The sequence below is a fragment of the Asanoa iriomotensis genome, assembly GCF_016862515.1.
GTDB lineage: Bacteria > Actinomycetota > Actinomycetes > Mycobacteriales > Micromonosporaceae > Asanoa > Asanoa iriomotensis.
The window spans coordinates 57092-77137 of sequence record NZ_BONC01000016.1; the positions used below are offsets into that span (position 1 = coordinate 57092).

The following is a 20046-nucleotide window of genomic DNA, read 5'->3' on the forward strand; positions in this document are numbered from 1 at the left end:
GCCGTCACCGTGCCTCCCAGCTCACCGTCACCGTCCGCCCGGCCTCGACCTCCGCCTGCAGGGCGGCCACGAGCCGGCCGAGTGCCGCCGTCCCATCGACCTCGACGAGGTTCCGCCGCGGCGGAACCACACCGCCGCCATCGCCCGAGCCGCCGTCGTCCTGCTCTTCGCCGGTGCCCGACCCGCCGCCGTCGCCCCCGTCACCACCCCCGCTGCCGCCACCACCGCCCGGCCCTCCGCCGATCCGCGCGAGCAGGTCTGCGGCCGCGTTGCCGGCCACGGTGAGCGCCGTCGCGAGGTCGTCGGCGTGCTGCTCGTGGCGCGCGGTGGCGTGAAGCCGGTCGATGATGCCGCGCGCCTCGTCACTGGTCGCCACGATCGATCGCACCGCCGCGAGGACTCCCCACTGGGCCCGGGCGAGCGCGTCGATCACCTGGCCGGCCGACGTGAACGAAAGGCTCGCGACCGCGTCGTCGATTTCGCCGAGATCGGCGCGGGCTAGCCGGCCGACGAGGTTCACGTCGTCGGGCTCGCCGACGAGCGTCTCCAGCAGGGCGGCGACCCGCCGCGCGGTCGCGAGCCGGCCGGTCGTGGCAAGCGGGTCGAGGCCCAGCTCGGTGACGCGTTCCTCCAGCCGGGCCCTGAGGGTGGACGCTGCGGCGACGTGCAGACGGGCCGCGCCCCGGATCGTGCTCGCGACCTCGCCTAGGTTGCTGGGGATGCGCCAGGTCGGCAGCGGCCGCCCGAAGACCGCCTCACCGCGCGGGATGGCCTTGTCCCAGTCGTCCTGCTCCGGCATCGGCGGGTTCCGCAGCTCAATGTCGTCTTCGACGCCGGCGACCGCGTCGACGGGCATCTTGAAGCCGTGCCGATACCAGGCGAGCTGCTGCTCCTCGGCGAACACCGCGATGATCAGGTTCTGCAGGTCGCGCTCGAAGCCGCGGTGGTCGGGCTCATCGAGGATCTTCCGGAGCGCGTGCACCGGGAACCGGTCCCGATACTCCCGTCCAGGCTTCGCGGCCTCCTTCGTCAGGTGGCCGGTCCACCAGCAGGTCTCCGGCTTGAGCACGTAACGGTGCTCGTGGAGCTCGCCGAGCCGCAGCGGGTTGCAGATCCGGCGGATCGTGCGCTGGTCGGCGGGGTCGACCGCGACCCCGCGCGTCGGGTCGGCCGCCGCCAGCTTCGCGTACTTGAGCACCTTGCCCAGCTCGATCCGGTTTATCGGCTTCTCGTCGTCGGGCAGCGCGGGTGTGCCGGGGAACGTCCATTTGAGCAACGTGCCGGTGATGTCGTGGAAGGCGTCGCGGAGGGTGCCGCCCCGCGAGTCGCCGAGCCGCACGCCGTCAGTAAGGCAGTGCAGCACCGGCACGCTGTCCGGCTCCACATTCGCGGCGGTCGGCGCCGCAGCGCCGTACGCCTGCTTGAACGCCTCGGTGATCGCGAGCACGAGCTGTTGCTGGCGCTGTTGAAGATAGACCTTGCCCTGTTGGCGATCTGCCAGCGACCAATCGGCGGCAACCGTGGAGAGGCGGTCGTTGGTGCCGTTGCTGCCGAGCAGATAGTTGATCTTCGCGAGCTGCCCGACCCGCCCCATCACCTCGTCGGTGAGGAAGAGCGGCATCCAGAGCACGGTGCGGTGGTCGCGTTCGAGGGTCTCGATTCGGGCGAAGTCCTCGTTGCGCCGGTGCCCGGGATCGAACGGATAGTCGATGACGACGCGCCAGCCGTCGCCGTGCCCGATGAGCGCGTTGTCGGGCATGGTGTCCTTGTCGCGGACGTTGCCGAAGCGCACCAGGATCGAGTGGCGGCGCCCCCGCCACTCGCGAGCGAACGGCACCTCGCCGAAGGTTCCCCCGCGGCTCTCCAGCCCGAGCTCCTTCGAGATCATCTCGCGGACCATCTGCTGGAGCACGCCGGTCGCGGTCTCGTTGTGCGGCACCAGGTCGAGCAGCCGGTCGTAGTCGACGGAGGAGAGCGTCATCGACACGACCGGGTCCGGCCCGTCCCCGAGGTGCAGCTGTCCCGCGTCCGCCGCCAGCCGCCGGAGCCGGTCGAGCACGATGTGGTTCTCGTACCCGGGAATCGGGGTCTGGATCGAGCCGAAGTTGAGCGCGTGCAACTTGGCCGCCGTCAGGTTGTGCAACGCCGGCACCTCGGCGACGAGTGCGCCGAGGATGAGCGTCTTGACGATCCGGTCGTCGAGCGCGAACTCGTCGTGCCGGTCCGCCTCCGCGTCGGTGAGGTCATGCGCGGCGAGCAGCAACGGCCGCAGTTTAGCCTGATAGGTGTTGCGCGCGGCCTCGAAGAGCTGCCGGAGCTGGGGCCGGTCGGGCAGCTCACCGCGGAGCACCAGTGGGTCGAAGAGGGCGGCGACGCCGATGAGGTCGTTGACCCGCAACGTCTCCCGCCTCTCGACGAGGAGCTGGGTCATCACCTTCAGCGCGGTGCGCTCCCGTTGCAACGCCTGGGAGAGTGCCACGAGCGTGGCCACCAGCGCCGGCGAAAACGGGTAAAGTCGTCGGAACGACGCCGCGTCCGACCCGATGCCGGCGTCACCGTATTGGGCGCCGAGGAGCAGCACGTCCCAGACGTCCCGGCGGCTCCGCACGGCCGCGAACGCGTCGTCGATCACCTGCTTGCGCCCGTCGAATGGTTTGAGCAGCCGCTTCTCGGTGATCTCGGGCAGGTTGGTGTCGGCGAGCACGATCTCCTCGCCCATCCTCCCCTGCACGCTGCGCATCACGTCGGCGAGCGCAGCCCGCTCGGTGCCGCCCACCTGCGGCCCGAGGAACTCCTCCAGGTTGCGCTGGCGGGCTACGAACGAGGCGATCGGCAATGGGCGCGCGGTGTCGGCCGACTCGACGAGCTTGTTGAGCTTGGAGCCCTCGGTCTGCACGAACGTGTGGTCGGCGATCTTCGTGGAGAGCCACAGGATCAGCTCGTCGAGGAAGAGCACCAGGGCGTCGTACCCGAGCTCCTTTGCGTGTCGGGTGACCACCGCGAGGCCGGTGTCGATGTCGAGGTACTCGCCGCTGTGCACCGCCCCGGTGAAAAAGGACGTGGTCAGCGCGCTGACCAGGGTGTCGCGTTCTTTCGTGCCGGGCTGGGCCGCGGCCGCTCGGGCGTAGCTCTCCGCCGTCCAGCCCACCGCCTGCGCACGCAGCGCGGCGAGCCCGCCGCCACCGCCGCTCGGCGCCTCCCGACCGGCCCGCAACCGGGCGAAGAACCGTTCGTCGCCGAGCTCGTCGCGCAGGCCGGCGGCATCGTCGAGGAGCCGATCGGAGCGGTGCACCGCCGGCGGCGGCGCGTCCGGGTGCAGCGCGGTCACCTGCCGCAGATAGCCCTCGAGGATCGCCTGCTCGGTCGACCGCGCGTCGAGCATGTGAAAGGTGAGGGTCAGGATGTTCTTGCCCCTCAGCCACTCGTCGGCGCGCGCCACCGGTTCACCGAGGTTGGCCACCATCCGGGCGTCCGGGTTGTGCCGCAGAATCTCCCGAAGCACTGCCATAAAATGCGACTTACCCGAGCCGAACGAGCCATGCAGGAACTTCGCCTGCGACCGGCCGCTGCGGACCGCATGGCCGACCATGGCGAGCGCCTCGTCGAAGTTGCGCCGGAGGTCGTCGGTGACCACGTATCGGCTTAGGTCGGCCTTCTCGGACGCCCGCACCACGAAGTCGGCGTCTCCAACCGACGTCGGAATGTCGATGACCTCACGCAGCAACGTCATGCGGGCACCTCCACGCCCCGGAGGTCGGCGAGCGCGGCCCGGTCCGCGTCCAACGCCGACAGCTCGGTGTCGATCAGCCCGCTGAAGAAGGTGGCCGGCGTACCCGGGAAGCCCGGCCGCGGATCGCGGTGCCATTGGTGCAGCCATGGCTCCAGCTCGGCAAGGCCAGCGAGCAGCGGCAGCAGCCGATCCGGCGGCCAACCGCCCTGGGTCTTGCGATCGAGATAGACGGTCGCGAGCGCCTGGGCCTGGGCGAGATGGTCCCAGCCGGCCCACCCGATCAGCTCGGTCGCGTCGCCGTCGCGCCCGGCCTTCGGATAGGAGACAAATCGCTCCTTGGGCACGTCGAGCTTGCCCCGATGCCGCCAATAGCTCTGCTTGACGAAGTCAGTCGAGCTGTATTTCGGCGGCACCGCGATGTCGAAGCTCTCGCCGGCGTCTACGCGGCGCTGCAACGCCCAGGTGCGCTCCCACTGCGCCCGCTTGCGCAGGCCCGCCGCCTTGTAACGCTGGCGCGGCAGGAACGGCACGTGCTCGTCGGCGACCAGCTTGGCCACCGACCGCACAAGATCGTGCTGGTCGGTGCCGACCCAGAGATCGAGCACGTGCCGGAAGTCGTCGTAGTGTCGCACCCGGTCGGCGAGCTGCGCTACCGACATCGGCGTCGGCGCGCCACCCCACAGCTCCGTCGCCTCGAGCCGGTCGAGCAGCCAGCCGCGCAACGCGGCCTGCTCCAACGCCTCCCACCCGTCGGTCGACCAGCGCCGCTTGCACTCCGGCCGCTCGATCAGCTCAATGTTGCGGTCGGACTCGATGGCCGCGACCCGCTTCTCCACCTTCGCCCGATAACCCGCCGACCAGTGCGCCGGCAACTCCGTGATCGGCCTTGAGCCGTGCCGCGCGAACCAGACCGTGTCCGTCTCACCCGCAGCGATCTTGCGCGCAAGCACGATCTCGAACGCCCGCTCGCCCGGCGCGAGCTCCGGCACGTCTGCGTCGAGCGCTGTGAGATCGTCGGGCATCAGGTCGTAGAGCCGGTAGACCCGCCAGTCGATCTCCTCCTGCAACGCGATCATCCGTCGCCGCGTCGCGAGCCACTCCACCTTGGCCGCCGCGAGCCGCTCCAGGGTCGGCACACCGTCGCTCGCGACCGCCGAGGGACTCACCTCCGCGAGGCGGGTCGCGGACGCGTCGAGCCTACGAGCCAGTTCCAGCGGGTACGCCGCCGGCAGCGGAAACTCCTTGAGCTTCGTCCCCGTGAACTCGTAAAAGCGCTCCCAGTCCTGGCTCTTAAACCCCTCATTGACGCCTTGGCCGCCTTTGTCGTGGCTGACCTGCTTGAGCCAGAAGCACGCGGTCGAACTGTTCAACAACCCCAGCAACCGCAGATGCGCGTCCTCACCAGCCCCCTCTGGCAACTTGATCACCGGCGACGATTGCTTGAAGAGCTTGTCACCTCGATCGAGCACGAAATGGTTGTGGGTGGTCACGAAAGCAAAAACGATCGTCAGGGGCACCTCAACCCTCGAACGATAGAATTCTCGATATTCAAACCATGCGAAATTCTTGATCTCCGTAACGGGGGTGCCGAATCGTTTCCGGTCTAGCAATATCGGCTTACTCGGCCACAGAAACTGCTCCAGCTTCGGTGCGAGGTAGTCGACCACACGGAGAGAGTCATCATAGGGCCACACCGCGAGGTTGCCTGGGTTCAGCCCGTAGTCTCGCACTTCGTCGCCCTCGATCATCCAACGCACTGGGAGATCTCCGAGCCGACGGGCTGTCTCCACAGTCGGAAGGAAGTATGCATCGTCAGCCCCGGTGATCGCATAGAATCCAACGACGGCATCAATATCGGACAGGCTCGTAGAGGAAGCACTGTTGATGCGCCCCATCACATCGCTGGCGCCGCCTCCGCTGAGGCTCCACGGATGCGTCAAGAGCAGCCGACGGCCTATATCGAGTACCGAAACCCAGTCCGACTCCGAACCCGGAGAGTCGATCTGCCGAACAATTCCCTTCCACACCAAACCCTCGCTGGCCACGGCGGGCTGGCCCGGCTCGCCCCGCATACCCAAAACCGCCCGAACGGTACCGCTTCGCTTGAGATGATTCGCACGGCCGACCAGGATTACGGTCGGAGTGCCGTGACCAGGGATGTAGGCGCCGGAGGTGTCGATAACCTCGGTCAACTCAATCTGATGTGCGAAGTAGGCATTAATGAGCTTCGTGCCGAACTCGCGCTTCATGAAGGCATTCGCCGTGATCTGCCCGACCCAGCCAGCGCCAACTCCGTCACCGTCGCCGCGCTTGGCGAGGTCAAAGAAGCGCTTCGCGAACGGCACGGTCAGCTGATATTGGCGGTGGCAGACCTCGGGATATGCCTCACGATAAGCCGCGTTGCGGGCCGGATCCTTCACGGTGATATAGGGCGGATTGCCCACGACCACGGTGTAAAGCCCCTGCTCCAGATATTTGCCAAGCGCGTCGGCGTCTTCGGTCGCGAACGCGAATGCCGACCGGCCCTCGACCAGGTCGATCAGATCGCCCTGGTGTCGTGACTTGCGGCCCCAGTCGAGCAGCGAGTCGCCGACAGCGAGCCGCAGGTTGAAGTCGGGGGCGGTCTCGAGGTTGCGCAGGCCGCACTCCTTCAGGGCGGCTACGACGAGGCGGAAGCGGGCGATGGCCACCGCGAACGGATTGACGTCGACGCCGGTGACCTGGTCGAGTGCACGCTGCACGAGCAATCGCACATCGGTGGCGGGTTCGCGCTGCTTCCAGCGGGTGACGAGCCGGTCGAAGGCGCCGAGCAGGAAGTGGCCGGATCCGCAGGTGGGGTCGATGACGCTCATCCTGGCGAGCCCGAACTCAGCGTAGGCAGGCTCGAAGGCGCGGTCGAGGACGAACTCCTCGACGAACTCTGGTGTCTGGAGCAGGGCGTAGGTCACCCGGGCGTGGACCGATAGATCCTGGTAGAGATCGCCCAGGAAGCGGGTGTCGAGGTCGTCGTCGTCCACGAACGAGGCGAGGCCCTCGCCGCGCCGGAAGAAGTCGGAGAGGTCTTCGGCGGCGCGGCCGGAGATGTCGAAGCGCCAGACCGGGTTGTGGCTGTCGAAGACGTTGCCGGTGGCGGCCTTGTCACGCAAATGGCTGAAGGCGCTGCGTAGGAAATGGCGGTCGTTGTGGGTCGGGTTGTCGATCAGGTAGCGCTGCCGCTCCTGGACGCCGCGGCCGATCGGCGCCCGGTCGTCAGGGCCGCCGAGCCAGACCGGGACGACTAGCCGGTTGTCTTCGCAGAAGCGGACAAACACGCAGCACAGCACCCAGGCGACGGCGGCCTGGTCGAGCACGTCCTCCAGGTACGACTCGAAGGTGCGGCCGAGGCGACGCGCGGTGCGTGCGCCCTCGTACTCGCGGTGCAGCTCCGACCGCAAGGTGTCGTCGGCGGCGACCTGCGCGCGAAGGTCGTCGACCAGGAGCGTCACCTGGTGTTGCAGCGGTTTGAGCGCGATCACGAAGCGATCCCTTCGGGTGCTGTACGGAGCGGCCAGGTGCCGGGCAGCCAAAGCGACTGGCTGGCCGGGGAGGTGAGCGGGAGTTGCGCGGTGTCGAGCATGGCAGGTTCCGGGCGGCGGGCGGCGACCAGGAGAAGCCGGGCGCCGGGGCGGCTGCGGCTCGGATCGGCGAGTTCTTGCAGCACGGAGAGTTGGCCGTAGCGGGCGAGTGGGGTCGCGTCGGTCAGCAGGAGATGCGTCTCGGCGGCGAGCGCGTCTGTGAGCGCGGGCATCACCTCGTGGGCGACGAGTTCGACGAGGCTGCGGAAGTCGGGATCGTCGGGGTTGCCGTTGTCGGCGGCGACGATCGCGTCCCAAGGGAAGCCGAGCTCGCGCAACATGCGCATGAGCAGGCCGGTGACGTTGACCTCGGTGAGCCCGAGCCCGTTGAGCAGGGCGGTGCGCGCGGCGACGAGCCGCTGCATCGGCACGAGCACGCTGAGGAAGCCATTTCGCTCGACGGCGGCGCGCAGTTTGGTCTCGGCGGCCAGGGCGTCGTGGTCGTCGGCGACGGGGCCGGAGCTGGCGATCTTGGTGCTGCTGAGTGTGATGCGGGCCCGGCGGCCGACAAACGCGTTGAGCTGGGCGTCCCAGTCGACCGGGACGTCGCACCGGGCTAGCAGCGCCTCCAGGTCGAGGATGCCGGCCGGCAGCGGCGCGGCGAGCGGGAAGCGCGATGCGACCCGGGCGCGGAGCTGCTCGGCGGCCATGGTCTGACCTAGCAGCGCGTTGCGGCTGAGCCGCACGGCGCGCTCGGCCGGCATACCGACGGGATAGAACTGGCCCTGCGCGCTCAGCCCGGCACCGCTGTTGCTGGCGGCCGCAGCGAGCTGGAGCAGCCGGGCGTCACCGATCGGCGCCGCGCCGTCGGGGCGGGTGACCTGGCGGAGCGCATCGAGAGCGCGGGTCGAGCTGTAGAACGGGTCCTTCTTCGCTAGATCTACGGCCACCTTCCCGAGCTGTACCGCGTAGCCGAGCAGGTCAGCGGCCGCGGTCACCGCGTCGGCGTCGTCCGGCTCGCGGCCGACCAGCACGAGGTCGGAGCCGCGGAAGCGGTGGATGGCGACGCGGGAGGCACCGCCCCGGCTCAGCTCCGCCTCGACGGCGGCCCGTACCAGGCCGATCGCCTGCGAGGTGCGGCGCGGCTCGTCCGAGTAGGACCCGCGCGAGGCGATCAGGGCCTCGGCTAGCTCGGTCGACGACATGACGCCTGCGCGGACGTCGAGAAGCGCGACGAGGGCATCTTGCACCTGGCGCAGAGGGTTGCTGGCAGCCCAGGTCTTGACGTGCTTGCGCAGCAGATTCGAGACCTGCGGTTGAGTCACGCCCATTGCCGCTGCCGCGTCGGCCTGGGAAAGCCACCGCAGATACCGACCCCTCGCGGTCGGTGCCTGCCCCAGCAGTGTGGCGAGGGACGCGTGGTCCTTCGCCATCGGACCGGGGAGCAGAGATTGGCAGAGCGCCTCGACCCCGAACGCTGGCGCCGGCTGCGGCTGCTCCTCCGGCTCGCTCGCGACCCGCTCGTGGAGCTGGCCGACCACTCGGAGGATCTCCTTGCGGGTGGCGTCGGGCACTCCGGCGGCTTTGGTCAGCTTCGACGGCTCGTAGTCGAGCAGCTCGCCGACCGTGTGCACGCCGAGCCGCTCCAGCGCGGAAAGGGCGCGCGGGGTCAGGCCGGCGCTCTCCAGCGGCGACCGGCGGGTCACCTCGCCCTGCGGGTCGACCGCGACCCGCGGCAACTCTTTGAAGACGGCGCGCCACGCGTCGGCCATCTCCTCGGTGGTGTCGAACCGGTCGGTCGCGTCGCGACGTAACGCCCGGGCGAAGAACGGCACCAGCCGGTCGGCGAGCGCCGCGTCGAATGTGGATGGATCGAGCGTGACCTCGTCGCTAACTGCGGCCGGGTTGGCCCCGTCGCCCCACCGCGGCGCCTCGCCGGTCGCCATCTCGTAGAGAGTGACGGCGGTGGCGAACCGCTCGGCGGCCGCGTCGTAGCGCATCCGGCGTGGTGGACCGAGGAACGGGTCGAGATAGGGCCGGGTGCCCACGGTGATCTGGTCGGCGGGCGCAGCGGCGAGCGAGAAGTCGAAGACGCAGAGGTGGGGCTTGCGGTCCTTGGGGCGGGGGCGGGCGGCGAGGTTGGCCGGTTTGAGGTCGCGATGCCAGACGCCCTCGCCCTCAAGGAAGTCGACGATGTCGATGAGGTCGCGACCGTAGCGTTCGAGCAGTTCGATCGCGAGGCGGCGACCACCGGACAACTCGTCGGCGACGGTGCGCTGGCCGGCGCTCTCCAGCACCAACGTGGTGCGCCCACCGATCTGCACTGGGCCGCGGAGCAGTTCGGCGACCTGCCAGTGGTGGCGCATCCCGCGCAGAACCTGGGCCTCGGCCTCGAGTCGGTCAGCGAACTGCTCGTCGCGGGCGACCTTGAGGACACGTTCGCGGGGGCCGTCTGCCGTCTCCTCGGTCACCAACAGTGCCGTGGCGGTCCCGCCGGTGCCGAGGCGCCGCACGACCGTATAGCCGCCCTCGAGCTCCACTCCCTTGCGCGCGTCGAGCGGATCGACGACCGGCTCGGCCTCGGGTCGGGTCAGTTCGTCCCATACCCGCTCGAGCCGGGCCCGGAATTCGGCAACGTCTCGCACGGTGCGCTCACCGGGGTTGCCCCGGGTGGCCTCCCAGATCAGCATCTGCAACGCGTCGGGCATGCCGTCCGCCGCCCCGGCCAGGCTGAGGCCGCCGTCACGCACCGCCGCGATCAGGTCCTCGGGCGTTTCAGCAGGAGGTTTGCCGCTGAAGATCCGGTAAGCGAGAGCGCCGAGCGAGAAGACGTCGAGCTGCGGACCGGGGACGTTGTCCCGGCTGACCGCCTCCGGCGCCTGGTAGGAACGCACCGAGTCGTCGAAGAAGAGCTCGAGGCTCGCCGGGTCGGTCGACACCGAAGACGTCAGCCGGGTGATCCGGCCCGAGCTCGACAGCCGACCGGCGGCCTGCCAGTCGGTGACGACCAGGGAGGGCTGCGCCGACCCGGGGTTGGCGACGTAAAGCGCCCGGGGGTTGAGCGCCCGGTGCGCGAGGCGCCGCGCGTGGGCGTAGCCGATGATCTCTGCCAGATCCTGCACCATCTGGAGACGTTGGGCGATGGTCTGTTGTGGGCCGTGCTCAGCCAGCCAATGGTCGAGCCGCACCCACTCCTCGTTGTGCTCGAAGACGACGGCGCGGCCGAAAGCATGCTCTTCGAAGTCGTGAGCCTTGGCGATGCCTTGGTGGTTAATGCCCTGCAGGAGCCGGAACTCGCGCTCTGCCGCCTGCTCGATCGCGGGCACGTCTTCCGCCGCTGCGCGGCTGCTCAGGTAGAACCGGACGCGCCGCACCAACGACTTGTCCATGACGTGGCCGCCGAGGAAGTCTTGCCAGCCGACACCTTCGGCGAACGGCTTCGAACGCAGCAGCACCTGCCCGACGCGCCGGTTGGCGATCGACGGCCGGATGCGGGCACCCCGGACGTAATCTACGATCCGCCGGCCGCGCTCCTCGTCGACGACACCGCGTGCGCTGCGGGCCGGCGCGAGCAGAAAACTCTTCAGGCTCGGCAGTCGGGAATTGCCGGTTTCCAGACCGTAGATGTGTTGCTGGCCGACCTCATCGAGTTGCGAAACCGTCGAGGGGTGATGCAGGAAAACGACGGCGCCGACGAACGGAGCGTCATTCTGCCGATTCTTCTGGCTCGCATAGTGCTTGATGAGGCTGGCCAGGCGGCGGGCCTTGCGGTTGGTGACGACCAACGGGTTGTCCTGGGGAACGAGGCGGCCGTTGGCCATCCGCCGCACCCATTGGGTGCCGTCACCCGACACTGTGCCGGCCCAGTGCTTGAGCTCTACGATGTAGAGGCCGGACCGGGTCAGCACCAGGGCGTCGATCTCGTTGATCGACCCGTCGGTGCCGACGAACTCGACGTTGGCCCACACGTGATAAGGATCGGCATCCGGCAGGTAGGAGGCGAGCGCGCGCAGCCCGTCCTTCTCGTGCGAATGCTCGCTCGGGTTGATCTCCTCCCACCGCGGCGAATCCTGATTCACGTTCTGCCACCACCAAGCGCGCTCATAATGACCCACTCAAGCCGGTTTCCTAGCTTATCGACACCACCCGAATGGGTACTTTCGTGGCCACTTTGTCTGCGTTGAGCGTCGCCCGGCAGACACCCGCCGAGGTCGCCGCCGCGTGCGATCGCTTCGATCTGCGCTGCCGGGTCGTAGGCGTCCTCGATCAGGTGCCGGTGACCATGTTGCTCAGTCAGTTGCCGGCCGAGGCGGGGCCATCTGCTGTGAGACTGGACGAGGTGGTGTTCGACGGCGGCGGATCAGCCGACGTGTTGCCCAACCCGCGGAGTCGCCCGAGGCTCAACACGTCGCGGTGCTGAGCGTCTAATCCAGAAAGGGCTGCGCCGGACAGCGAACCTTCACCCTGTGTGGATGGAGTTCCGCGGGTGGCCTGGGAAGGAATGGCCGGGATGACGGTGCTCGTGCCTCAAGCCTCAACTCAGTTAGGAGACCGACTGAACGCTACAGCTACAACGATCCGCCGCGCCAACCTGTCTCTATAGACTTTGGGCGGTCTGCAGTGGTCAAGGCACGCGCCGCAGGAAGGGTATGCTCGGTCGTCCGCATACGTAATGGGCCGAGGCTAAGCCTCCCCTTCATCGGAGCCACGAATGCCTGTCGATCCCAGACTGATAGAACTTGGGCCACAGTCGCCTGCCGAGTCAGGGCTGCCTGCACGAATCAGATTCCATCAGTCTTGGTACCGCCGCAAAGTGCTTGATCGTGTACGATTCGGGGTTACGCCTTCATTTGCAGGCGCGCGCGCCCTCGGTAGTATTCTCGCTCCGGAGGACGCCGATGCCGGACTGAACTTCATCACGCAGTCCGCGAAGTCGCTGTTCACATGGCGCCGCCGACAAGGTTGGGGCGTTGATCCCATTCGATGCAGCAGCTATATGACATCCAGCCAGGCGCTGACGCTAAACCTATTTGGCCCGTTATGCGCTCACCCGATGTGGGCGGCTCGGGTGTTGAGTGCGCTCCTTTCCATCGACGTTTATAGGGTCGCGGAATTCAGCCTTGAGTACGCCCCCACTCGACCAAGTGAATACCTCGGCGACTCCACGCGAATTGACGGATGGTTGACTCTACAAACCTCCAACGGGCCCCTTGCGCTTGTGGTGGAGATCAAATATGCTGATCGTTTCAATAGTCGACACATACTGCTGCACGAGCGGATAGCATATCGGGCCCTCGCGGAAAGGACCCAGCTGTGGAATCTCGATGACAACAGGACCCAGGCGCGTTCGGTAAACCAACTACTGCGCTGTCATGCCCTGGGCGCAGCAGTCTGGAGCCGACGATTCCCGGAGCTGTCACCGCCTCAAATCATGGTTGTTACGTTTCCTGGCGATCGCCTTGGGGAACGGGCGGTGGAATCATATCGGCAGATTCTCCTTTCTCCCTTTCTCGTGACGGCCGTAAACCTCGACCAGGTTTTGAAAGTCATGAGCGAGACGACAGGAAGCGAGGAGGAGCGGCGGGTGGTCTCCGCTTTCCAGATGCGCTACCTCGAACACCATCTCAGCGAGGATCTCTGGCGGGAACACCTCGCCGTTCGCCGCTCTAAGGCGCGGGGTGCACGGTTCGTGTCGCGATAGCCACCCAGTGATGCTGACGAGACCATCGTCGCGGAGCAAGCGGACGACGCGACCGCGCCGGGCTGCCACCCGCGATCGGACGCCGGGCCTTCGAACTCGGCGTAGCCTGAGCCCGCCCGTCGCGGCGGTCGTGAGCGCGTCCAGCGCGGCGCAGTGCGGGCGGCCCGGCCGGGCGGTGCGGGCGGCCACACGACGAAGACGTGCCCCATCAGCGGCGGGTCGACCGGTACGAAGCGCACCACCTCCGACGCCGGCTTGTTCAAGGTTCTGATTCACCGCTCGGTCCCACCACGCCGCCGAGGGTCGCGAAGAAGCTTCACCTGCGGTGGCGTACGTCCCGGTGGTCACGCGCGCATTCCCGGCTTCCAACTCAGAGGCGTAGGGGACCGTTGGTTTGCCCTCAAACGCCAACACCGGACCGTTGAGGGCTAGCTCCAATCCTCGATAGGCGCATCGGGGAGGGCTGCACGATTGTCGGATAACGCCGCGCCGAAGGGCGGGTGCGCCAGCAGTTCCGTGCACGGTGCTTCCCGCGGAGCTCGGCAGCGAGATCAGCATGGGCGCCGGGTGACCATGGGTCTCATGAGTAGCCCCGCGGGTCAGCGCGATGCGGGTGTCAATCCTTGAGAGCGAGCCTGGAACCGCTTCCGATCAAGGTTGTTGGCTAACGCAAGGGCTTACACCATAAGGCCAATTATGTGCCCCCTCACGTTCTCGAACGGCTGACGGCCTGGCGTCAGCCGACGACGAACTTCGCCTGATTCACCCCCGACTCCCCGCCGCCCAGGGGGCCGGCCTCCGCTTGTGCGGGGATGCTGACGATCACCGTGTCCTGGTCCCAGTGATTGGTCAGGCGCAGTCCGCGCGGCGCGTTGGCCTCCGCGTGACTCGTCGCGGCGACGCGCTCGGTCCCGTCGTGGCCCAGCGCAAAGGGCCGACCGCCGCGTCGGGGGTGCCCGGTCTGGCTGAGGAACGCGGTGACAGGGCCGGTGAGGGGTGTCCTGCCAGAGGTAGGCGGTGGATGGGTGGTCCGCCGGCGGCTGCGGCGGGAGGCCGCCGGCTTCCCGACGGCGCCGCGCGTCCGGAAGGTGCCCTGGACGCGGGCGAACGTGTCGCGGTCGACCAGTGCCGGGTGGACCGACCTGGCCCGCGGACCTGACCGAGTCGTCCGGGTGGTTCCAGCGACGGACCGTGGTGTAGTCCAAGGGCGACGTCCTCGATGTCGAGCATGACCTTGGCACCGCGACTGCCGGTTCCAGACCTGTCGGCCGGTGTACCGCGGGTTTGGCAGGATCGCCCGCACCGCGCCCAAATGTCAGGCGGTTCCGCGCGGTGCGCTGGCATAGTTCGCCTGTGCGTCGCTCCCAGCGGACGGGTCTAGCTGCTGTGTTGCTAGAGCCGGCGTCCAAGCAGCAAGTTCACGGCGAGTGGTCCGCATTGACCGACAGCGAACAATGCACGCTCAACGACGTCGGGCTCGGTGTGCCACTCCTCCGCCCAGGAATGGGCAACTTCCAGGTAGAGGCCGTAGTCGTCGGCCGAACTGGGGTCCAGGACCAAGCCAGACAGCATCTCCAGGGCGCTGCGAACCGTGCGGTCGAGGATGAGCGGCCGATGTCGGTGCGCGCCGCAGTCGTAGCCGGCGAAGTAGAGGAACTTGGTGAAGAACGACGGACCCAAACCTTTGACATGCAGTCTTCCGCCCCGGTTCAACGCTGCGTATGCAACCACGGGCCCTTGTCGTTGAGCATCCGTACCGCGGCGGCCAAATGACCGCCAACGACCTCGAAGCCCAGCGAGCACGCCTTCGTGCGCAGCCTGATCTGGCGGTTGCCGCTTCCCCAGACGGTCGCCGCGATGAGGGTGTGGGCAGCCTCAGCCGGCTCAGCCGCGCCGCGACCGATCAGATGCGCCCGACGACGGTTGATAGTCGATCCGGCGTCGTCGAGCTCACCAGGCCACCACCTCAGGTCGGCCGACAGCGCGGCTCTCCACCAGGTCGCCGTAAACGCCGCGGATTGTTCCTCGACCCAGATGGCGCGGTTCGGTGGGGGACCGGAAAAGGGCATCGGATGTGCTGCCCTACTGCTGGTCACGTCAGGCTTCCGTCTGTGTACCAAAGGGCGTAGACCGCATCCCCGACTTGCCCAGGCTGGATTGCCGCGTCCCAGTCCACCGTCGCGCCGGCGTTCTCCACGGCCCTCCGCACGTCAGCGAACCGGCGCGGTTCTAATATTGGATCTTCGATGTAAAACGCGACGGGTGGGTGTTGCCGGTCTCCGGCGTCTACCCGGACCACTTTCGCCGGAGGCCCGGCCAGAGCGTTGCCGTGTGGCTCGGCGCGATCAGTAGCGTGGTTGACCAACACAAGGCCTTGGCCAGGCGAGACCAAGCGTTCATCGCCACGACGGAGGAACCACCATCCGACTTCCGTCCTCGCGCCGTACCGACGTACCAATTGCTTGCGTGCTGCTTCCGCCGTCGGGCTTAAGGTCTCGTTCGTCGGCGCGTTCATCCCGATCCACAAGGGCTTTCTGCGACTAGGGCGGGGCCTCCGCCGGGTGGAGGACCGGGGCGTTCGCCGCGGCTCGCGGTACACGCTCCTCGCATGCGCGAGCCAATCCTTGTCGATCTCGTCCGCCAGCCCAACCCACTCGTCCAGTTGCCAACTGACGTCGTCACACACTGCCTCGTCGTCAGTCACGATCGCGGCCTCGTACAAGATGTCCCGAGACCGGACCGAAACATTGGCCGACCCAACCACTGCCGTGCGAGAGCCTCGGGAATGATCGAGAAGAACGACCTTGGCGTGTAGATCAGGCAAGGACCACACCTGAACACCAGCTTTAAGCCAAGCCGCGACGGCATCGGGGTGGAGGGCACCATCAGCCAGAGCGGCGTCGCCGCCGTTCACAACGACCACGTCGCCCGCCTCGAGCGGAAGGATCTGAGGAGCGCCGCGACCAGCGAACGCGATGGCGACCCTCCGCCGTGCCGCACCGGCGATCAGCTCCTGCAGATCATCCCAAATCTGTCCGCCAAGAAACTCCACCGCGGCATTATCGCGACGTCGCCCTCGTTCTGCCGACCGTGACGCAACGTCAAACTTCCGTTGTGAGTTTCCCGCAATGCCTGGGGGCGCTGCTTTAGCTGCCCTGCGGCCGGCCATACGGTGACCTCGCCCAGGAACTTGTCGCACTATAGGCACAATGCGTCACCGTGTCGCACACGCCGGCGTCGGTACGACAGGGTGGGATGGATCGCTTCATGCATTGAGGTGGCGTCCATGCTGGACGATGGGTCTATGGACCCCGACGACCTTGTGGGCGCCGAGCGGCAGGTCTGGGATGCGTTCTCTCGGCGCGTCACCGTGGATCTTTCCGAGTCGAGCGATCGGAAGGTCCGCAGCGACGTGCTGCGCGCCCTGCTGCTTGGGGCACAACCACCCGCTGCAGGACACCTCGCTGCACTGATCCTGGTCGGAGCGGAGGTCACAGGGACATTGGACCTGTCGTACTCGGCAGTGGCCTTCCCAGTCAGGATGACGCAATGCGTGTTTGAGCATCCGATCGCGCTGGTTGGGACCAAAGTCTCGGTCCTCAATCTCACAGGTTCAAGCGTTCCTGGAGTCCACGCTCCCTACGCGACCGTCGCGGGGAACCTGGAACTCGACGCCATGGCGATCAACGGCCAGGTCGACCTGAGAGGAACGCGGATCAACGGCATCCTCAACCTCAACGGGACGACGATCATTGCGGACGGACAATCCCTGCTTGGGCGGCGCCTTCAGGTTGAGCACGACATCACGGCGCGAGCTCTACGAACTGCGGGGGGAAGTGTTCATATCGGACAGCAAGGTGGAAGGCTGCCTGTTTCTGGAAGGCGCCGCCCTCGGATCAACACTTGGTCGCTCGCTTACGGCGCGTGGCGCCACCATAGGAGCGCTCATGAACTGTTCTGATGGCTTCGCTGCCGACGGGCAGATCAGCCTGACCGGAGCGGTCGTTAGGAACGGGCTCTCGTTCTATGACTCACAACTTTCGAGTTCCGAGGATAGGGCACTGACCTGCAGGAACCTTCGCACAGGTCGCCTGCAACTGCTCCCAAGAGCTCCAATCGGCGGTGAACTCGACCTACGTCACGCCAACATCGATGTGATCGAAGACGCCCCCGCGACATGGCCTTCACGTATCAAGCTCGACGGGCTTACCTATCGGAGCTTTGACAGCGGCGCAAGCCTTCGGGAGCGCATCGACTGGCTAAGACGGGACCCGTCCGGCCATCAGTCACAGCCGTACGAACACCTGGCGTCGGTGTTGCGAGGCGCCGGTCGGAACGATGCAGCACGTCAAGTTCTACTCGCCGCCGAACGGCAGGCCCGTGCTGCCCGTGGCGCGGCCGCGAAGTCCTGGGGCTACTTGCAGGACGCTCTTCTCGGCTACGGGTACCTGCCTAGCCGAGCGGCCGGCTGGTTCATCGCTTTTGCGGTGGCTGGCTCGCTGTTCTTTTCAGAATTCCCGCCCGAACCGAGCCGCGACGCTCCACCGAACAGCTTCGTCGCAATGCTCTACGCGTGCGACCTACTCTTTCCGGTCGTCAATCTCCGCCAAGAGGCTCTCTACCGACCCACAGGAGCCGGCGCCTGGGTCGCCACGCTCTTGATCGTCATGGGCTGGGTCCTCACGACGACCGTCGCCGTGGCGCTCGGTCGAGTGCTCCGTCGTTCATAGGAATTCGCAATGAGGCTTCGTTGCCGACCGACAGCGGCTTGTGGACCGGTTGTACCGGACATGGGATCCTGGATGCACCATAAGACCGAGTATGTACTTCCACCAGGCGTCGCGGCTTGGAGATGCCAACGCCACGGGCGACACCAACGCGCGTCGGTTGCAGTAAGGGCCCCGCCCATGGGCGACTCGAGTCGGTAGTCCTGACGGCACTACTGGCTCGTCATACTCCGTAGCACGGACCAGTGCTCCGGATGGACGGAGACATTCGAGTTCCAGATGTTCCAGGCGACTATTTCCTTACTGACCTTGAACCGCGCAGAGAGCTCCTTCACGAGCTTCCGCATGTCCTTGGTCGCCTTGAGGTACTCCTCACCTGCGACCGCTTGAGGAAGCAAGAGTTCGGCGGCGAACGCTCGGGCTCTTGCTTCAACGTGTCCGCTCTGACGGCCCCTAAGGACCTCGGCAACGGGCAACGCGCCATTGCGATCGAGGAGGAGGTGGCATATCTCATGGGCCAATGTAGCGTTACGCCCGTAACCTTTGCCGTGGGCTCCCTTACGGTTAACAAACACGGCTGGTCCATGGGTGGGACCCCAAGCAGCAAAGGCATCGAGGCTGTCTGCGTCGTCAATGGAGACATCACGGACCGTCACTCCGAGTTCCCGCTCTAGTATTGTCTTTGGGTCAATTGGTTCACTCGGCGAAATATTGAGAAGCGATCTAAGGGCACGCGCGGCGGCAAGTCCCTCGTCGTACGCGTACGTGCTCGCCTCAATCGAGGCGAAGATTGCACGCTCAAGATCGTCGAGTTTTGCCGGTCTCGTGAATCCAACTGAAGAGATTTGGGAAAAGATTACTGAGGTTTGCAGGTCTGTCAGGCCACGCGACATTCGCGCAGCTGCGAAAAGCTCGCTCTTAGATGGATCACGCGGGATGCTCGCCACTTCGGCATCAAAGGCTGCGGAGCTTGCTCGGAGCTTCCTGACCTCCTCCAACGTCCGACCGGATACGATCGACGCGACGTTGTCGCCTGCCGCTTGCCACCTTGTGTCCCATGCGTTGGCCGCCTCGCGAGAGGTCGGTTCATCAACGCGCGCAAGCTGGGAGGCGAGATCAGTAACGAGTTCCTCTAGCGGAAGAAGGACCTCGTTAAGGCCGAACTTGTGCGAACTCTCGTCCTCGAGAAGCCATCCGTAGCGGCCTTCCTTAACCAGTAGTACAGGCTTTAATGCCGTCGTGCTGACGAACCTAGAGAGGTCATGCCTTTCGTAAAAACCCTCAAGCGCTTCTTCAAACTCTTGTCTTTCGAATGGCGGCAGGCTATTCCGGCGCGAGTTGAATGCTGCTCGAATTCTTTCCAGCCGATCGAGCGGCAGATCTTGCGGGAGCCGCTCTTCCCAGGAGACGTATTGCCATATACCCGCAAAGAATAGGCATGCCTCCTCGGGAGAGGCGAATACGCCATCGTCCGAAGTCGGCGATGATCCCCAGACGGGCTTGCCGAGGATCGAGAGTCCTATTTGACACGTAAGGCTAGGCCCGCTTAGAGCGCCCCCTTCCGCATGAATGCGGAGCGTAAAAGATGCGCCCTTTTCTGAGCCATATGTCCGGTCGACCAGTACGCCCGCGTGCGAACTCCCCTTGGACGAATCGAGTGTAACTGTGCTTTGGAGTCTGGCCGAGGGAAGCGGCAGCCAATCCTCCGGAATCCTGCTAGCCAGCATCGAACGCACATCACTCGACCCTGAAAGGTAATCAAGGCTGGCAACCCATACATGCGGCTCTAACGGCTGCTCGTAGGCGTACCTGAGCGGTAGTCGACCATGCGTGATGGCGCGGAGGACAGGTGGATCGATTGGGGCATAGAGAAAGACCTCATGCCGTTGTTCCTCGTCGTCGTCGACAAGCAAAGCTAAGTAGTGGTACCCGAGGTGATTTGTGCATGTGAAAAGCTTGGGGCCGTCATAGTCGATCAGGACATCCTCTATCGTCAACTCGCCTAGAGGAGACCCGACGGGCGTGAGATCGGTCATGAGTCCACCACCGCAAAGAGCGAAGTGACGTTAACGCCAACCGGAACCCACCAATCATGGTGAGACTCAAGTACTTCTTTGCCGAGTGTTGACGGGGAGTTGTCGATCATTCCATGTACGGCCTCTAGTGTACCTTTTGCTATCTTTCGCTTACGCATGGGTGGTATAAGGCTTTGAGCACGCCTGGCGTCATCTAGAATTTCGTACATTGACAGGGCTGACAGCGCGCACAGCCGGTCGGCTGGTGCGCCTTGATGCCTAGGTGTATCCCGCGGGCGCACGAAATCTGTCTCCGTGC

At 66.2% G+C, this 20046-nt stretch carries 12 protein-coding genes; 4 read left to right on the plus strand and 8 right to left on the minus strand.

The features are described 5' to 3' along the window. Positions 1-4 precede the first annotated feature (4 nt). From Air01nite_RS13795 to pglW, 3 genes are read right to left on the minus strand one after another with little or no spacing between them, the layout of a single operon-like run. A complete protein-coding gene (locus Air01nite_RS13795) occupies positions 5-3730 on the minus strand; it encodes a DUF6079 family protein (protein ID WP_203702533.1) in 3726 nt (1241 codons plus the stop codon). After that, entirely contained in the window at positions 3727-7245 is a 3519-nt protein-coding gene (gene pglX / locus Air01nite_RS13800; RefSeq protein WP_203702534.1) for a BREX-2 system adenine-specific DNA-methyltransferase PglX, read from the minus strand. The genes Air01nite_RS13795 and pglX overlap by 4 nt, the downstream gene beginning before the upstream one ends. Next, positions 7242-11363: a BREX system serine/threonine kinase PglW gene (gene pglW / locus Air01nite_RS13805; protein ID WP_203702536.1), complete on the minus strand. Its 4122-nt coding sequence runs from the start codon at positions 11361-11363 to the stop codon at positions 7242-7244. Before pglW ends, pglX begins: the two co-directional genes overlap by 4 nt. Before the next feature lie 71 nt (positions 11364-11434). Between pglW and Air01nite_RS13810 the strand changes: the two genes are divergently transcribed. Next, positions 11435-11704, plus strand: a complete 270-nt coding sequence (locus Air01nite_RS13810; protein ID WP_203702538.1) for a hypothetical protein — start codon at positions 11435-11437, stop codon at positions 11702-11704. Positions 11705-11995: 291 nt separating this feature from the next. Further along, a complete protein-coding gene (locus Air01nite_RS13815; protein ID WP_344384805.1) occupies positions 11996-12985 on the plus strand; it encodes a PGN_0703 family putative restriction endonuclease in 990 nt (329 codons plus the stop codon). 736 nt (positions 12986-13721) lie between these two features. Here Air01nite_RS13815 and Air01nite_RS41910 read toward each other — a convergent pair. The 4 genes from Air01nite_RS41910 to Air01nite_RS13835 all read right to left on the minus strand — a co-directional run bounded on the left by Air01nite_RS41910 (position 13722) and on the right by Air01nite_RS13835 (position 16037). Continuing rightward, positions 13722-14288: a recombinase family protein gene (locus tag Air01nite_RS41910; protein WP_203702540.1), complete on the minus strand. Its 567-nt coding sequence runs from the start codon at positions 14286-14288 to the stop codon at positions 13722-13724. Between the two features lie 89 nt (positions 14289-14377). Then, positions 14378-14665, minus strand: coding sequence for an 8-oxoguanine DNA glycosylase OGG fold protein (locus tag Air01nite_RS13825; RefSeq protein ID WP_203702541.1), 288 nt, complete (start codon positions 14663-14665; stop codon positions 14378-14380). Positions 14666-14694: 29 nt separating this feature from the next. Then, on the minus strand, positions 14695-15081 hold the full coding sequence (locus tag Air01nite_RS13830) for an 8-oxoguanine DNA glycosylase OGG fold protein (protein WP_203702542.1): 387 nt from the start codon (positions 15079-15081) through the stop codon (positions 14695-14697). Next, positions 15078-16037 carry a phospholipase D-like domain-containing protein gene (locus tag Air01nite_RS13835; protein WP_203702543.1) on the minus strand — a complete coding sequence of 320 codons (960 nt, stop codon included), beginning with the start codon at positions 16035-16037 and terminating at the stop codon, positions 15078-15080. Before Air01nite_RS13835 ends, Air01nite_RS13830 begins: the two co-directional genes overlap by 4 nt. A 252-nt stretch (positions 16038-16289) precedes the next feature. Between Air01nite_RS13835 and Air01nite_RS13840 the strand changes: the two genes are divergently transcribed. Further along, positions 16290-16946 (plus strand): hypothetical protein, encoded by a 657-nt coding sequence (locus Air01nite_RS13840; RefSeq protein WP_203702545.1) that lies wholly within the window; start codon positions 16290-16292, stop codon positions 16944-16946. Continuing rightward, positions 16933-17715: a hypothetical protein gene (locus Air01nite_RS13845; protein ID WP_203702546.1), complete on the plus strand. Its 783-nt coding sequence runs from the start codon at positions 16933-16935 to the stop codon at positions 17713-17715. Before Air01nite_RS13840 ends, Air01nite_RS13845 begins: the two co-directional genes overlap by 14 nt. 209 nt (positions 17716-17924) lie before the next feature. Here Air01nite_RS13845 and Air01nite_RS13850 read toward each other — a convergent pair whose 3' ends face one another. Beyond that, positions 17925-19748, minus strand: a complete 1824-nt coding sequence (locus tag Air01nite_RS13850) for an ImmA/IrrE family metallo-endopeptidase (protein WP_203702548.1) — start codon at positions 19746-19748, stop codon at positions 17925-17927. Positions 19749-20046 lie beyond the last annotated feature (298 nt).

What these genes read in the sequence shown, in the direction of transcription:
- Air01nite_RS13795 (WP_203702533.1), bottom strand. Translation starts at nt 3,730, where the DNA reads ATGACGTTGCTGCGTGAGGTCATCGACATTCCGACGTCGGTTGGAGAC.
- Air01nite_RS13810 (WP_203702538.1), top strand. Translation starts at nt 11,435, where the DNA reads ATGGGTACTTTCGTGGCCACTTTGTCTGCGTTGAGCGTCGCCCGGCAG.
- Air01nite_RS13815 (WP_344384805.1), top strand. Translation starts at nt 11,996, where the DNA reads ATGCCTGTCGATCCCAGACTGATAGAACTTGGGCCACAGTCGCCTGCC.
- Air01nite_RS13840 (WP_203702545.1), top strand. Translation starts at nt 16,290, where the DNA reads ATGGACCCCGACGACCTTGTGGGCGCCGAGCGGCAGGTCTGGGATGCG.
- Air01nite_RS13845 (WP_203702546.1), top strand. Translation starts at nt 16,933, where the DNA reads ATGAACTGTTCTGATGGCTTCGCTGCCGACGGGCAGATCAGCCTGACC.
- Air01nite_RS13850 (WP_203702548.1), bottom strand. Translation starts at nt 19,748, where the DNA reads ATGACCGATCTCACGCCCGTCGGGTCTCCTCTAGGCGAGTTGACGATA.